Source organism: Amycolatopsis sp. NPDC052450 (genome assembly GCF_044547565.1).
GTDB lineage: Bacteria > Actinomycetota > Actinomycetes > Mycobacteriales > Pseudonocardiaceae > Amycolatopsis.
On record NZ_JBIUAQ010000002.1, the window covers coordinates 312487 to 326763 of the forward strand.

Genomic DNA, 14277 nt, shown 5'->3' on the forward strand with positions numbered 1-14277 from the left:
GCGTCAGACCCCCAAGGCGCCCACGAGCAGCGCGCTGACGGCGTCACGGTTGGCGGCGACGTCCTCCCACCGCACCCTCCGGCCTGCTTCGACCACCACGCCGAAACCGGCGTGCACGAGCACCCTCGCCTGACGCTGATCGAGTTCCGGCCGCGCCGATCGCAGTTGCTGTTCCCAGACGGCGATGTGCTCACGCTGCGCGCTGACCAACGGCCGCTGCAGAGCCGGGGGCAGACCCGCCAGTTCGGCGTTGGCGACACTGGTGAGCGCGGTGTGTTCGAAGCTGTAGGCCACATAGGTCCGCGCCAGCGCGAGCAGGGCGTCGTGCGGGCCGTCGACCCCGTGAAGGTTCTGTTCCACCGCTTGGGTCAGTATCCCCGCGGCCTGGAGACAGGCGGCGGCGAGAATGTCGGCCTTGCCGGGGAAATACCGGTAGAGCGCGGACGGGACCAGCCCCACGGCTTCGGCGATCCGCCCGTTCGTCACGTTGGCGAAGCCATCCCGCTCGAACAGCGGGATGGCGGCCGCGAGAATCTCCGAACGCCGCGTGCGTGGCACGGGACGAGACGGCAGCTCGACGGCGCCCGCGCCCGCGACGCTCGTCGTCGGGTCGGTCGCGACCACCCGCAGGGCGGACTCCACCAGCACCTCTTCGACACGGCGCTGGGCGATCGACGTCCGGTGCATCGTGATCGACCCGATCACCCCGAGCGCGGCCACCGCCCGCAATCCCGGGCCGGGGAGCGGATACTCCCGCCGCACCGCCTCGGTCACCCGGTCGACGACCCTCGCGAACTTCTCCCCCAGCGCGTGCCTGTCGTCGCTGTCGAGATACCGGGACTCCCAGCGGTACAGGCCACTCGACGCGCGGTGGGTCACCGTCCCCTGGGTGACGGCGGCGAGCACGTCCGCCACCGGCGCGCCGGGCGGCACCTCGTCGAGGGTGGCGGCGAGCCGGTCCGCCATCACGTTCGCGCACGCGGCGAACAGCGCGTACTTGTTCGGGAAGTGCCGGTAGAGGGCCGCCGCGGTGATGCCCACGTCGGCGGCGATCTCCTCCATCGAAGCCGCGTGATACCCGTGTTCGCTGAAGATCCGCCCGGCCGCGTCGACGATCAGTTGCTTGCGGTTGCGGGGCCGGACGGCCGCGGTCGAGTCGGCGCTCATCGCCGGATCCGGACGGCTGCGGGCGGGAACAGGGCCATGCGGGGAAGTCAACCACGAACCGGATCACCACACTTCGGCTCCCGCGTGACACGCGGCATCCAGGTCCGTGAACGCCGAACGGGTCCGACCTCGGCCGAAGGGGACCGATTCAGGTCGGCGCTTCCCTTGCCGACCACCTGACCGCTTCGTTATGTTAATCAGGAATCACTCATCGGACGCGCCGGAAGCGTCCCGAACCTACCAAGGAAGTTAGGTAAGTAAATGAGCGATCTCAGCAGGAGGAACGTCCTGTCCCTCGGCGTCGCACTGGGCCTTGTCGGCGCGGCGAGCGTCGCGCCCGCCTGGGGCGAGACCCGGGCAGGGTCGGCCGCCGATCCTTGGTGGGTCTGGGACGACGAAATCGACCGCATCATGGCGGCGGTCCTCGAAGCAGGCCAGGTTCCGTCGGTCAACGCCGCGATCGGTCCGTGGGTGGACAACAACGATCCGCTGCCCGGCGGCCTTCCCGCCGATCTGGCGGAATACCTTCAGCGCGTCAACAAGCTGCCGTCCTGGGCCGATCCCGCGAAGCTGCGCCGCGCGGCCGATTTCAACCGGCGCAAGGACACCTATCTGTTCATGCTGTACGGGCTCGGCAGCGGCATCATGAGCACGGTCATCCCGCGCGAGGCCAAATCCGTCTACTGGTCCGCGGGCGGGGCCGACATGCAGGACCGCGCCGCCAAGACCTTCACTTTCGGCTACGACCTGAGCGACCTCAACGCTTTCGAGCCCGGCGGCCAGTTCGTGGTCACCGCCAACAAGACGCGGCTGGTGCACGCCGCGGTACGTCACCTGCTGCCGCAGTCGGCGCACTGGAAGGCCGTCGCGGACGAACGGATCCCGATCAGCAACGGCGACATCCTGGTCACCTTCCACAGTCTCGGCACCTTCGTGCACCGGAAGCTGCGCGAATGGAAGGTCCCGATGTCGGCCGCGGACGAGGCCGCTTTCCTCCACATGTGGCAGGTCGCCATCCATCTGCTCGGTGTGCGGGAGGAGTTCATCCCGCAGACGTGGGCCGCCGCGCACGCGCAGTCGGCGCAGGTGCTCACCCCGATCCTTTCCCCGTCGCACGAAGGCAAGGAACTCGCCGAAGACCTGCTCGGCTTGACCGCGCAGGTCGATTTGGGCGTCACGCGCGGATTCCTCAACGAGTTCGTGCGGTACGTGCTGAGCGACGCGATCGGCGACTGGCTCGGCCTGCGCCGCGACTACGCTTCCGCCGCCCTCATCCGCACCACGTGGCCCGCCTACATCGCGTTCCGGGAAGGCCTGATCCCCATCATGCCCGCGGGCTTCCACCTGTTCGACCAGATGGTGCGCGCGCTGGCGATGTTGTTCCTCAACAAGGGGACCTCACCGACGACGACCCGCATCACGATCCCCACCGGGAACCGGCCCGGAGCCTGAACCGATCTCACCGGCATGACACCCGCACGTCGCGGAATTCCCCTTCGCGTGACAATTTCGAGAAAGCGACCCGAGGAGGCCGTCACCTCTCAGTAGTTTCCACGACGCGCGCCCGGCCGCGGTCCCGCTATATCTGGGAAACCGTTCCATCCTCGGAACGGTTCTCCCGAGAGGACAAGCGCGATGAAGCGTGGACCACAATGGACCGCGGCGGTCGTCGGCGCGGTGACCGCACTCCTGGTGTCGGTGCCGGCCGCCGCCGAGGAAAGTCCTTACGCCCGCGGCCCTGAGCCGACCACGGCCACGATCGAAGCGGACCGCGGATCGTTCGAGATCGCCACCGAGAAGGTCCCGGCCGGACAGGATTTCGGCGCCGGGACGATCCACTATCCGACCGACACCGGTCAGGGCACGTTCGGCGCGATCGCGATCGCCCCCGGCTTCCTGGAATCCGAGGCGGCGATCGCGTGGTACGGCCCGCGCCTCGCCTCCCAGGGTTTCGTCGTCATCACGTTCTCGACGAAGAGCACCTTGGACACCCCGGACAACCGGTCCGGGCAACTGCTCGCGGCACTGCGCTACGTCACCGAAACGAGTCAGGCCAAGAGCCGCGTCGACCGGAACAGGCTCGCCGTCATGGGCCACTCGATGGGCGGCGGCGGTGCCTTGATCGCGTCACAGAAGGCACCGGCGTTGAAGGCGGCGATCCCGTTGACGGGCTGGAATCCGAACACGACGTTCTCGGATCTGAAAGTCCCCACCTTCGTCGTCAGTGCGCAGAACGACTTCATCGCGCCGGACGGCACCTATTCCCGCCCGTTCTACCAAAGCCTTCCCGAGTCGCTGGACAAGGCGTACGTGCTGTTGGCCGGGGCGGGCCATCTGGTGCCGACGAAACCGAACGTGACCATCGCGAAGTACAGCATCTCGTGGATGAAACGCTTCGTGGACGACGACACCAGGTACGACCGGTTCCTGTGCCCGCTTCCAGCGAACGATCCGAAGATCGCCGTATACCGGGGAACTTGCCCGATCGACTGATCACCGCGTCCTACGGGCGGCGTCTCGCTGCTCGACCCAGACGGCCAGCTGCGTCCGGTTGGCGAAGTCGAGCTTGTGCGCGATGTGCTGCAGATGTGTCTCCACCGTGCGCCGCGCGATGACCAGTCGCGCGGCGATCTCCCGGTTGCTCAGCCCCGCCGCGACCAGCCGCGCGATCTCCGACTCGCGCGGCGTCAGCGGCGGGAGGACGCCGGACGGGACTTCCGGGCGTACCCGCGGGCCTGCCAGGGCGTCGTGCGGGTTCCGACGGCGTCCTTCGGCGAACGCGGCGTCGAACTTCTCGGCTCCCAAGGCTTTCCGGGTGGCCTCGGAGAACGTCGTGTGCGTCGCGGTGACGGCCACGTCGGGCACGGCGTTGCAGCGGTCCCAGAGCGTGGCGGCGGTGCCGAACAGCTCCGCCGCCCGGACCCATTCCCCGCGCCGCGCGGAAACCCAGGCCAGACCGTCCACCCGGTACGCCGCGGACAGCACGTCGGACGTGCGGAGGTCGATCTCCAGCGCGGAACGGATGAAGCGTTCGCCGTCGTCGAGATCGCCGCCGAAGCAGATCTCGGCGACCCCCAGCCCGAACAGGGCCATGGAGCGATACCGGAACTCCCCGGCTTCCTCGCACAGCAAGCGCATCGAACCCAGCAGCGCCCGCGCTCCCGGGAGGTCGCCCAGGTAAGCCAGTGCGACCCCTTGAAGGAACATCGGGTGCATCTGGCGCCGTACATCGCCTCGCTCACCGAAGATCCGCACGGCCTCCGCCGCTTGAGTCATCGAGTTCGATTCGATGGCCAGCATCCGCACGAAGGCCCGCGCGTGGGCGATGTACGGCACGGCTTCGTCGTCCTCGATCGCCTCGGCGGCGGTCAGCCGCCGCCGGGCACGCGGCAGATCCGCGTGCAGCGCGGCGCAAAGGGCCGCGATCGCCAGGCCACGGGCCCGGCCAGGGGTATCCGGTGAGACCGCGTCTAGGGCCCGATCGATCCAGTCACGCACTTCCCAGGCCGCGCCGCGGGCCACCCAGTACTCGATCACGCCGGTGGCCATCTCCAACGCCACCGGGCTTTCCCCAGGAGTGCGGAGCGACCATGACAGCGCCTCGCGGATGTCGGCGTGCGCCGCGATCAGGCGCTCGTACGCCTCGTCCTGCCCCGGTCCGAACCAGGTGCCGGCGGCCTGTTCGATCAGCCGGGCGTAGTGATCACGATGCTTCCTCGCGATGGCGAGCTCGTCACCGGAATCGGCGAGCCGCCCGCCGCCGTATTCGCGGATGAGCCGGAGCATCCGGTAGTGCACCCTGTCCGTGCCGTCGACGCGGGCCAGCACCGATTTGTCGACCAGGCCGTCCACCGCGTCCAGCACGGCCATGGCGGCCGGCCCGCCGTCTCCGGTACAGACGTCCTCGGCCGCGGACAGGTCGAACTGCCCGGCGAACACCGAACAGCGCGCCCAGACGGTCCGCTCGGTCGCGGTACACAGGGAGTGACTCCAGTCGAGGGTGGCGCGCAGCGTCCGATGCCGCTCGACGGGCGCCCGGAGACCGGTGGCCAGTACACCCAGGTCGTCCTCGACCCTGGCCGCGATCTGCGACGGCGACAGGACGCGGATCCGGGCGGCCGCGAGTTCGATCGCCAGCGGCAGGCCGTCGAGCCGCCGGCACAGGACGACGACGTCCGCGACGTTGCTTTCGGTGACCTCGAACGAGGGCACGACGACGGCGGCGCGCTCCGCGAACAGCCGCACCGCGCCGAACGTGAGCGCTTCGGCGGAGGTCATGCTCTCTTCGCCGGGTACGGCCAGGGGCGGGATCGACAGGACGTGCTCGCCGGGGATCCCCAGCGAGCACCGGCTGGTGGCCAAGACCACGAGGTCCGGACAGTCACGCAGCAACGCCGTCACCAGGTCCGCGCTTCCGGTGAGGAGATGTTCGCAGTTGTCCAGCACCAGCAACGACCGCCGGGGACGCAGGTACGACACCAGCGCCTCCAGGTCGGTCCGCCCCGCCGTGTCGTGCAGGCCCAGGGCGTCGGCGACCGTGCGCGCGACGAGACGTTCGTCCCGCAACTCCCCCAATCCGGCGACCGCCACGCCACCGGGGAAGGCCCGGGTGAGTGAACTGGCCACCTGAGCGGCCAGCCGTGTCTTGCCCACGCCGCCCGCCCCGGTCAAGGTGACCGAACGTCCCGCGCCGAGCAGCCGTCGTACCTCGTTCTCGTCGTCCGCGCGGCCGACATAACTCGTCAGCGGCCGCCGGTGGACCTCACTTCCGCTCGCCATGGACCTCCTCACCCGCGAAACCGCCGGGCTCATATCGAAGCATGTCCGCCGCACGGGCGAATCCCGGAACGAGCGGTCACTGTGGGCTGTTCACACCACAGCCCGGGCTCTCCCGCATAGTGTCCGCGCACGCGGCGACGACTTGAGGCAGGTGGGGGCACGCCATGACCGGACGGCTGGACGTCGCCAAGGAGCAGGTCGAAGACGTATTCGGCCCGAAGGTCGCGAAACGACTCGGCGCGTTCGACGACGGGACTCTCTATGTCTCGGCGAGTGATTGGGCGGAACTGGCGGCCTGGTTCGTGGACTTCGCCGTCTATCTGCTGATCGCGGCGTTCGGTTTCATCGTGTTCGCGGTGGCCACCCGTAACAGCGCGTTGCCCGACGAGGCGCCGCTCCTGACGCTGCTCGGGCTGCTGATCGCCGTTCCGGTGCTTTATGGCCTGTTCTTCGGCAATGGCCGCCTTCTCGGCGCCGCCCTCACCGGGACCCGGCTCGTCCGGCTCAAGGACGGCGGCCGGATCGGCGCGGCGGCCTGCTGGGCCATGCTCGTGCGCACGGTGCTGGCCCCCCTCATGCTCGTCGCGATGGTGATGACCGGATTGGGTGCCGGCTCGGTCAGGAGGGTCAGCATCGACGACGAAGCCACCCGTCGGCTCCACGCGGCCGGGTTCCCGCGCCTGGTCCGGCCGAACTGAACGGCTGGTGTCGCGTGATCCTGCTGCCTTGCGGCGCTGTGGATCCACGTGGTTCCTGGCAAGTCGGAGAAAAGCAGCTCGTACTGGATGTACTTGGGCTTTTCTCCGGCGCAGCCAGGGGCCGCGTGGGCCGCAGCGGCGTAAGGCAAGCAGGGTCACGCGACACTAGCGGCCGCGCTCGTCCCATTCCGGCGCGTCGACGAAGTGGACGTCATACCGTTCGTGAAGGCGTTCGACCTCCTCCGGTGCGACGTTCCCGCGCAGGATCTCGGGCAGGACACGGAAATAGCCGAACCGTTCGACGCCGGGCGCCAGCGTGATGAGGACGTCCGCGTCGACGTCCGGCGGTGCGGCGAAAGCGTGCCGGACACCCGGCGGGACCACCACGTAACCACCCCGCTCGACCGTGATCGTCTCGGTGCCCACCAGCATCCGCAACGCGCCCTCCAGCACGTAGAAGGCTTCGGCGGATTTCCGGTGATAGTGCGGTTTCGTGCCGGGTTCCCCGGCGCGCAGGGACAGCCGGTTCGCGCCGAGGAATCCGCCTGTGTGCTCGCCGTCGGCCAGTAACCACAACGCGGGCTTCTCGATGACCTCCGCGTCCTTCTCCTGCATCACCCAGGCTTCGTTCGCCATCGTGTCTCGCTCCCCATCTGGTTGAAGTCTTCAACCAAGCTAGACCGAAGTGGTTGAAGGCGTCAACTGTTACGGTGTGGCCGTGACCAACTGGCTCGACACGGAACAGCAGCGTGACTGGCGGGCGTTCATCGAAGGATCGGTGCGCTTCATCGACCTTCTCGACCGGCGGCTGCGCGAGGAGCACGGGCTTTCCCTGGCGGAGTTCGAACTCCTGGTGCGACTGTCCGAAGCCACCGGCCGGTCGATGCGCATGGCGGACCTCGCGAAATCGGCGTACTACTCGCGCAGCCGGCTCTCGCATCGCGTCAGCGGGCTGGAGACCCGCGGCCTCGTCCAGCGGGAATCGACCGCCGACGACGGCCGCGGCGTGCGCGCCCGGCTCACCGACGAAGGGCACGAGACCCTGCGCCGCGCGGCACCGGACAACCTCCGCACCGTCCGCGAACACTTCGTGGACGTGATCGCGCCGGAAGACCTCCAGGCCGTCGGCCGCGCCATGCGCGCCGTCGCCGGCAGGCTCGATCAGTGACGCGAGGCGGCGGGCCGTTATGAGCCGGACCACACGCTCTGCCACCCGCGGCGACAGCCGGTAATCTCCGGTTCATGAGCGACGCGCCGCCGAGCCCTTCCGAGGCCTTCGACCTTCTGCTCGCCGGTAACCGGCGTTTCATCGCCGGCACCCCGGAGCACCCGAACCAGGACGCCGTCCGCCGCGCCGAAACAGCCCCGGGACAGCGTCCGTTCGCTGTCCTCTTCGGCTGTTCGGACTCGCGGCTCGCCGCCGAGATCATCTTCGACCGGGGGCTCGGCGACCTGTTCGTCGTCCGCACCGCCGGGCACGTCGCCGGTTCGGAGGTGCTGGGCAGCATCGAATACGCCGTCAGCATTCTCGACTGTCCCCTGGTCGTCGTGCTCGGCCACGACTCCTGTGGCGCCGTCGCCGCGACTCGCGCGGCGCTGACCGAAGGACTCGGCACCAACGGTTTCGTCCGCGACGTCATCGAACGGGTCACCCCGAGCGTCCTCGCCGCCCGCGCCGCCGGGCTCACCGGCGACGACGAGATCATCGACGAGCACATCCGGCACACCGTCGACCTCCTGGTCGACCGTTCGCGGCTGCTCGCCGACAAGATCGACGCCGGGGAAACCGCCGTCGTCGGACTGTCCTATCACCTGGCCGACGGCAACGCGCGCGTCGTCACGACCCGTGGTTTGAGCGAGCGACCGGCGGACGTCCAGCCTGCTTGAGGCTGAGGACGCCGAGGGCCGCGGCGAGCAGTCCGATCGCCAGTGCGATGAAGCCGCCGACGATTCCGTAGCCGGTGCCGGGGCCACCCTTGGCGGCGACCACCACGAAACCGCCGCCCGCCATGCCGAGCAGGCCCGCCGTCAGGGCCACGAACGCTCCGCGCCGGTTGCCGCCGGAACGGAAGCGAGCGAGGCCGCCCGCGATCACCCCGATCAGGCCGGCGAGCACGGCCACCAGCGACCAGAGACGGCCGGCGGTCAGGTAGGCGCCGGTGGCTTCGTTCGCGGCCAGTAGTTGGTGGACCGACATGGGGTACTCCTTCGCTCGATGACTGGATGCCCCGTCGATGGTGTCCGTCCGCCTGCCTCCGGTCGTCCCGTGGACGCAGACAATCCGGACTGCCGCCGACGCCGTAGAAGCTCCGGGACTACCGCGTGCGCGGTAGCCGGGGATCGTCCCCGCGGAGGAGTCGCGCGGCCGGACGGCTGGCTAGTGTGCACGCATGAGCAAGGGCCGGATCGGGATCTGGGACTGGGCGATCGCCGCCGGGGTGACGGCGGTTCTCCTGGTCACGGAACTGTCCGGCTCCTCCGCGAGTCTCGACCCGCCGGGCTACGTGCTGCTGGCCGCCGGTGGCCTGGCGCTCGCCGCGCACCGCCGGGCTCCGCTCACGGTGCTGGCCGTGACCGGCGTGTGCGCGCTGGGATACCAGGCCGCCGGTTCCACCGTGCCGATCATCGCCTTTCTGGTCGCCGTCTACGCCGCCGTCCGGGCCGGTCACTGGATCGTCGCCGTGGCCGGATCGCTGCTCATGGTCGGCGCGCTCCCACTGGTGATCCTGGTGTCCGGCAACGCCACCACCGTGAGCGACGCGCTCACCCAAAGCCGGGACACTCTCCAGCTGGCCTGGCTGATCGCCGCCGGCGCGGCGGGCGAGGCGCTGCGCCAGGCCGAACGCCGGGCCGACGAGGCCGAGCGCACCCGGGAGGAGGCCGCGCGGCGCCGGGCCGACGAGGAGCGGCTGCACATCGCGCGGGAACTGCACGATTCCCTCACCCACCAGATCTCCGTCATCAAGGTGCAGGCCGAAGTCGCCGTCCACCTGGCGACCAAACGGGGCGAGCCGGTGCCGGAATCGTTGCTGGCGATCCGGGAGGCTGGCCGGGAAGCGACCCGCGAATTACGGGCGACCCTGGAAGCCCTGCGTGACGACGAGACGAACCCGCCGCACGGACTCGACCGGATCGCCGACCTGGTGGACCGGGCACAGGCGACCGGTCTGGACACGACGCTCACCGTCGAGGGGCAACGGCACGACCTGCCCGCGGCGGTGGACCGCACCGCGTACCGGATCGTCCAGGAGTCCTTGACGAACATCGCCCGGCACGCCGCGGCCACGACCGCGTCGATCCGGATCGACCACCGTCCGGACGCCGTCGCCATCCAGGTCGACGACGACGGCAAAGCCACCCCGGACACCGAGCCGATCCCCGGTGTCGGGCTGCTGGGGATGCGTGAACGGGTCACCGCTCTCGGCGGCAGGCTCCACGCCGGACCGCGAACCGCGGGCGGCTTCTCCGTCCAAGCCGAACTTCCCGTGGAGCGAACGTCGTGATCCGTGTCCTGCTGGTCGACGACCAGCCGCTCCTGCGCAGCGGATTCCGCGCGCTGCTCGACGTCGAAGACGACATCGAGGTCGTGGCCGAAGCCGCCGACGGCCGCGAAGGCGTGGCACTCGCGAAGGAACACCTGCCCGACATCGCGCTCATCGACATCCAGATGCCCGTCGTCGACGGCATCGAGGCGACCCGGCGCATCGCCGCAGACCCGGCCCTGTCCGGCGTGCACGTCGTCATCCTGACCAACTACGGCCTGGACGAGTACGTCTTCAACGCCCTTCGCGCGGGCGCGGCGGGGTTCCTCGTCAAGGACATCGAACCCGAAGACTTCCTTCACGCGGTTCGCGTCGCCGCGCGCGGCGACGCCCTGCTCGCGCCGTCGATCACCCGCAAGCTGATCGACCGGTACGTCACCCAGCCGCCCCGCACCGGCACCGGAAACGGGCTGAAGGAACTGACGAACCGGGAACGCGAAGCCGTCGCCCTGGTCGCGCGAGGCTTGTCCAACGACGAGATCGCCGACCGGATGGTGATCAGCCCGTTGACCGCGAAGACCCACGTCAACCGTGCCATGACCAAACTCCACGCCCGCGACCGCGCGCAACTCGTGGTGCTCGCCTACGAATCCGGCCTGGTCGTACCGGGTTAGCCGCCCCGGCACCGGGTACCCCTTCCGAAAACCCACTCGGAAAGGAGGACCGGTGCCTGGCGGAACCGAAGCCGGCACGCTACGGCGGTACCGGCGGGCGTGCGACTATCTCGCCGCGGCGATGATCCATCTCAAGGACAACACCCTGCTCCGCGAGCCTCTCCGGCCCGAACATCTGAAGCCACGTCCACTCGGGCACTGGGGCACCTGCCCCGGCCTGACCCTCGTCTACGCGGGCCTGAATCGCCTCGTTTCCGAGACCGGGCAACGGACACTGCTCATCACCGGACCCGGCCACGGCGCGCCCGCCATCCACGCCAACCTCTGGCTGGAGGGCACTCACGCGGAGTACGACCCGCGGCTGTCTCTCGACGAGCGAGGGCTCACCGAACTCGTCGAACGGTTCTCCTGGCCCGGCGGTTTCCCCAGCCACCTGTCCCCCGAAGTCCCCGGTGTGATCCACGAGGGCGGGGAGCTCGGGTATGCGCTCGCGACGGCTTTCGGTGCCGCCTTCGACGATCCGGGGCTGCTGGTCGCCTGCGTGATCGGTGACGGGGAGGCCGAGACCGGGCCGACGGCCGCCGCCTGGCACAGCCCCAAATTCACCGGCAAGGGTGACGGCAGGGTCCTGCCCATCCTCCACCTCAACGGCTACAAGATCGCGTCGCCGACGATCTACGAAGCGATGTCCGAGGACGAACTCGCCGCCTATTTCACCGGCTGCGGCTGGAGCCCGATCCTGGTGGACGTCCGCGACAGCGAAGATCCGGACACACCGCTGGCCGAGGCGCTGGCGCGAGCACACGAGCGCGACGCGGGCCCGCCGCCGATGATCGTCCTGCGGAACTCCAAGGGAGCGGGCCTGCCCGCGACCACGCCGGACGGAACGCCGCTCGAAGGCACCTTCCACGCCCACCAGGTCCCCCTGTCCGGCGCCGCTGACGATCCGCGCGAACTCGCCGCACTGGAACGCTGGCTACGGTCCTACCGGCCGGAGGAACTCTTCGACGAGAACGGTGTCCCGGCCGAGGACATCCTGACGGTGCCACCCGACCCGGCGTTGCGGCTCGGCCGGGTCCCGCAGGCCAACGGAGGACGGCTTCGCCGCGATCTGCCGCTGCCGGACGTCGCGAAGTACGCCGTCGCGGTCGACGAGCCCGGTGCCGCCGACGCGAGCGCCCCCGAAGCGCTCGCGGAATGGCTGGCGGAGCTCGTCCGGCGTGCGCCCGCCACGTTCCGCGTCGTCTGCCCGGACGAGCTGGAGTCCAACAAGCTGGGCGCGCTTCTCGAAGCGACACCACGCCAGTTCGACCGTGACGTTCCCGGGTACACCGAGCATCTCGCCCCGCGCGGCCGCGTGCACGAGGTGCTGTCGGAACATCTGTGCCAAGGCTGGTTGCAGGGCTACCTGCTCACCGGACGGCACGGGCTGTTCCCCTGCTACGAAGCGTTCGTGTCCATTGTGGACAGCATGGTCAACCAGTACGCCAAATTCCTCAAGATGGCGGGCGAGGTGCCATGGCGCGCATCGGTGGCGAGCCTGAACTACCTGCTCACCAGCGACGGCTGGCGTCAGGAGCACAACGGCTACAGCCATCAGGGCCCCGGCTTCATCAACCAGATGCTGACCAAGAAGGCCACCGCCTCGCGGATCTATCTCCCGCCGGACGCGAACACGCTGCTGGAGACGATGCACCGCTGTCTCGGCTCGACCGGCCTGATCAACGTCGTCGTCGCGGGGAAACAGAGCGGCCCGCAGTGGCTCTCGCCCGAGGAGGCCCGCGCGCACTGCCGTGCCGGTGCCGCGGTCTGGCCGTGGGCGAGCACCACCGAAGACGCCGCCGATGTCGTCCTCGCCTGCGCCGGGACGACCCCGACCGTCGAAACCCTGGCCGCGGCCCAGCTGCTGCGCGAAGCCGCGCCGGACCTGCGGGTGCGGGTGGTGAACGTGGTCGACCTGCTCTCGCTCTGCCCGCCGGACCGGCATCCCCACGGGATGTCCAAGGAGGCGTTCACCGGCTGCTTCGGCGACGGGACCCCGGTGGTGTTCGCCTTCCACGGCTACCCGTCCGCGGTGCACGAGGTCCTGCACGGCCGTCCCGGCACCGACCGCTTCCACGTGCACGGCTACCTGGAGGAAGGCACCACGACCACCCCGTTCGATCTGCTCGCGAGCAACCGGATGACCCGCCACGACCTCGCCGCCGACGCCGTACGGCGGGCACCGGGCTGGGCTTCGGCAGGCGGCGACCTCGCGCGCGACCTGATCCGGCGACGGGACGCCGTCCTGCGTCAGTCCTATCAGGACGGTGAGGATCCGGCGGAGATCACCGGCTGGCGGTGGCGCGCATGAGGGTCCTCACCGTCAATCCCGGCTCGGGCAGCCTGCGCCTGCATGTGGTCGACGGCGAGGACGTCGTCGACTCGGCGGAGATCGGCAAGCGGCCCTCCGATGCCACGGCAGACGTTCAGTCCTTTGTGGATGGATTGAAGGTCGATGTGGTCGCTCACCGGCTCGTGCACGGCGGGTCCGCGCTCGTCTCGCCGTCCGTGGTGGACGCCGGAGTGCGCGAGGCGATCGCGGCGGCGAAATCGCTGGCGCCGGAACACGTCCCGAACACCGAAGCCCTGCTGGACCAGCTGACCGGCCTGCTGCCGGACGTTCCGCACGTCGTCTGCCCGGACACCGCCTTCCACCACGACCTGCCGGAGGTCGCGCGGACCTATCCCCTGCCCGCGCGCTGGCGTGAACGCTGGGATCTGCGCCGCTACGGGTTTCACGGACATTCGTTCGCCTGGGCGGTCCGGCGGGCCGCCGAGCTGCTCTCCCGGCCGGCGACCGGGCTGAACCTGCTCGTGGCGCATCTGTCCGGTGGCAGCTCGGTCTGCGCGGTCTCCGGCGGGCGCAGTGTCGACACGTCGATGGGCTTCACCCCGCTCGAAGGCACGATGATGGCCAAACGCTCCGGCAGTGTCGACCCCGGCATGCTGCTGTGGCTCCTGCGGGAAGGGCATGTCGCGCTGGACGAACTCGAGGACGGCCTCTACCACCATTCGGGGCTGCTCGGCCTGTCCGGCACCTCGGACGACACCCGCGAGCTGGTCAAGGACAGCCGGGCCGGTGACGTCAGGGCCCAGTTCGCCATGGCGGTGTTCGAACACCGCGCACGCCGTGAGATCGCGGCCGTCGCGGCGGGCCTCGACCACGTCGACGCACTGGTGCTCACCGGCGACATCGGCTGGGACCAGCCCGAGGTCGCCGAGGCCATCGCACGCGGACTCGGCGTACTCGGGATTCGGGGCGGTCTGTCCTCCGAACGTTCGGAGGACGCGGTCATCAGCGACCGGGAAGCGCGGATACCGGTCCTGACCGTGCGGTCGCGCGAAGAACTGTCCCTGGCGTCGGCAGCGGCGGACGCTTTGCCGGTGCCGCGGGGGAAGCCGTGGTTGCCGGCGAAGTGAGCCGGGTAACCGGTG

13 protein-coding genes are annotated in these 14277 nt (G+C 69.7%); 9 read left to right on the forward strand and 4 right to left on the reverse strand.

Annotated features, from left to right (window positions below):
- Window positions 1-3: 3 nt before the first annotated feature.
- Window positions 4-1167 carry a TetR/AcrR family transcriptional regulator gene (locus ACIHAO_RS06345; RefSeq protein ID WP_396555062.1) on the reverse strand — a complete coding sequence of 388 codons (1164 nt, stop codon included), beginning with the start codon at window positions 1165-1167 and terminating at the stop codon, window positions 4-6.
- A gap of 261 nt (window positions 1168-1428) precedes the next feature.
- Between ACIHAO_RS06345 and ACIHAO_RS06350 the strand changes: the two genes are divergently transcribed.
- The gene (locus tag ACIHAO_RS06350) at window positions 1429-2619 is read left to right on the forward strand and encodes an oxygenase MpaB family protein (RefSeq protein WP_396555063.1); all 1191 of its coding nucleotides are present in this window, start codon (window positions 1429-1431) and stop codon (window positions 2617-2619) included.
- A 183-nt stretch (window positions 2620-2802) separates the two neighbouring features.
- Complete coding sequence (locus tag ACIHAO_RS06355) at window positions 2803-3660, forward strand: dienelactone hydrolase family protein (protein WP_396555064.1); 858 nt, start codon at window positions 2803-2805, stop codon at window positions 3658-3660.
- Here ACIHAO_RS06355 and ACIHAO_RS06360 read toward each other — a convergent pair whose 3' ends face one another.
- Window positions 3661-5946 carry an ATP-binding protein gene (locus ACIHAO_RS06360; protein ID WP_396555065.1) on the reverse strand — a complete coding sequence of 762 codons (2286 nt, stop codon included), beginning with the start codon at window positions 5944-5946 and terminating at the stop codon, window positions 3661-3663. It lies immediately after the preceding gene.
- A 164-nt stretch (window positions 5947-6110) separates the two neighbouring features.
- Here ACIHAO_RS06360 and ACIHAO_RS06365 point away from each other — a divergent pair, with 164 nt between their 5' ends.
- A complete protein-coding gene (locus ACIHAO_RS06365) occupies window positions 6111-6644 on the forward strand; it encodes a hypothetical protein (RefSeq protein ID WP_396555066.1) in 534 nt (177 codons plus the stop codon).
- Window positions 6645-6809: 165 nt separating this feature from the next.
- Here ACIHAO_RS06365 and ACIHAO_RS06370 read toward each other — a convergent pair whose 3' ends face one another.
- Window positions 6810-7280, reverse strand: a complete 471-nt coding sequence (locus tag ACIHAO_RS06370) for a cupin domain-containing protein (RefSeq protein WP_396555067.1) — start codon at window positions 7278-7280, stop codon at window positions 6810-6812.
- An 82-nt stretch (window positions 7281-7362) separates the two neighbouring features.
- Here ACIHAO_RS06370 and ACIHAO_RS06375 point away from each other — a divergent pair, with 82 nt between their 5' ends.
- The gene (locus ACIHAO_RS06375; RefSeq protein ID WP_396555068.1) at window positions 7363-7812 is read left to right on the forward strand and encodes a MarR family winged helix-turn-helix transcriptional regulator; all 450 of its coding nucleotides are present in this window, start codon (window positions 7363-7365) and stop codon (window positions 7810-7812) included.
- A 74-nt stretch (window positions 7813-7886) separates the two neighbouring features.
- Window positions 7887-8531: a carbonic anhydrase gene (locus ACIHAO_RS06380; RefSeq protein ID WP_396555069.1), complete on the forward strand. Its 645-nt coding sequence runs from the start codon at window positions 7887-7889 to the stop codon at window positions 8529-8531.
- Here the strand turns inward: ACIHAO_RS06380 and ACIHAO_RS06385 are convergent.
- The gene (locus tag ACIHAO_RS06385) at window positions 8482-8841 is read right to left on the reverse strand and encodes a DUF6223 family protein (RefSeq protein WP_396555070.1); all 360 of its coding nucleotides are present in this window, start codon (window positions 8839-8841) and stop codon (window positions 8482-8484) included. The genes ACIHAO_RS06380 and ACIHAO_RS06385 overlap by 50 nt on opposite strands.
- Window positions 8842-9034: 193 nt before the next feature.
- Between ACIHAO_RS06385 and ACIHAO_RS06390 the strand changes: the two genes are divergently transcribed.
- From ACIHAO_RS06390 to ACIHAO_RS06405, 4 genes are read left to right on the forward strand one after another with little or no spacing between them, the layout of a single operon-like run.
- Complete coding sequence (locus ACIHAO_RS06390; RefSeq protein WP_396555071.1) at window positions 9035-10147, forward strand: sensor histidine kinase; 1113 nt, start codon at window positions 9035-9037, stop codon at window positions 10145-10147.
- On the forward strand, window positions 10144-10800 hold the full coding sequence (locus ACIHAO_RS06395; RefSeq protein ID WP_396555072.1) for a response regulator: 657 nt from the start codon (window positions 10144-10146) through the stop codon (window positions 10798-10800). Before ACIHAO_RS06390 ends, ACIHAO_RS06395 begins: the two co-directional genes overlap by 4 nt.
- 52 nt (window positions 10801-10852) lie before the next feature.
- On the forward strand, window positions 10853-13153 hold the full coding sequence (locus tag ACIHAO_RS06400; RefSeq protein ID WP_396555073.1) for a phosphoketolase family protein: 2301 nt from the start codon (window positions 10853-10855) through the stop codon (window positions 13151-13153).
- Window positions 13141-14262 carry an acetate/propionate family kinase gene (locus ACIHAO_RS06405; RefSeq protein ID WP_396555074.1) on the forward strand — a complete coding sequence of 374 codons (1122 nt, stop codon included), beginning with the start codon at window positions 13141-13143 and terminating at the stop codon, window positions 14260-14262. Before ACIHAO_RS06400 ends, ACIHAO_RS06405 begins: the two co-directional genes overlap by 13 nt.
- Window positions 14263-14277 lie beyond the last annotated feature (15 nt).

Excerpts from the sequence above, each read along its gene's own strand:
- ACIHAO_RS06345 (WP_396555062.1), bottom strand. The coding sequence starts at position 1,167 with ATGAGCGCCGACTCGACCGCGGCCGTCCGGCCCCGCAACCGCAAGCAA.
- ACIHAO_RS06350 (WP_396555063.1), top strand. The coding sequence starts at position 1,429 with ATGAGCGATCTCAGCAGGAGGAACGTCCTGTCCCTCGGCGTCGCACTG.
- ACIHAO_RS06355 (WP_396555064.1), top strand. The coding sequence starts at position 2,803 with ATGAAGCGTGGACCACAATGGACCGCGGCGGTCGTCGGCGCGGTGACC.
- ACIHAO_RS06360 (WP_396555065.1), bottom strand. The coding sequence starts at position 5,946 with ATGGCGAGCGGAAGTGAGGTCCACCGGCGGCCGCTGACGAGTTATGTC.
- ACIHAO_RS06365 (WP_396555066.1), top strand. The coding sequence starts at position 6,111 with ATGACCGGACGGCTGGACGTCGCCAAGGAGCAGGTCGAAGACGTATTC.
- ACIHAO_RS06370 (WP_396555067.1), bottom strand. The coding sequence starts at position 7,280 with ATGGCGAACGAAGCCTGGGTGATGCAGGAGAAGGACGCGGAGGTCATC.
- ACIHAO_RS06380 (WP_396555069.1), top strand. The coding sequence starts at position 7,887 with ATGAGCGACGCGCCGCCGAGCCCTTCCGAGGCCTTCGACCTTCTGCTC.
- ACIHAO_RS06385 (WP_396555070.1), bottom strand. The coding sequence starts at position 8,841 with ATGTCGGTCCACCAACTACTGGCCGCGAACGAAGCCACCGGCGCCTAC.
- ACIHAO_RS06390 (WP_396555071.1), top strand. The coding sequence starts at position 9,035 with ATGAGCAAGGGCCGGATCGGGATCTGGGACTGGGCGATCGCCGCCGGG.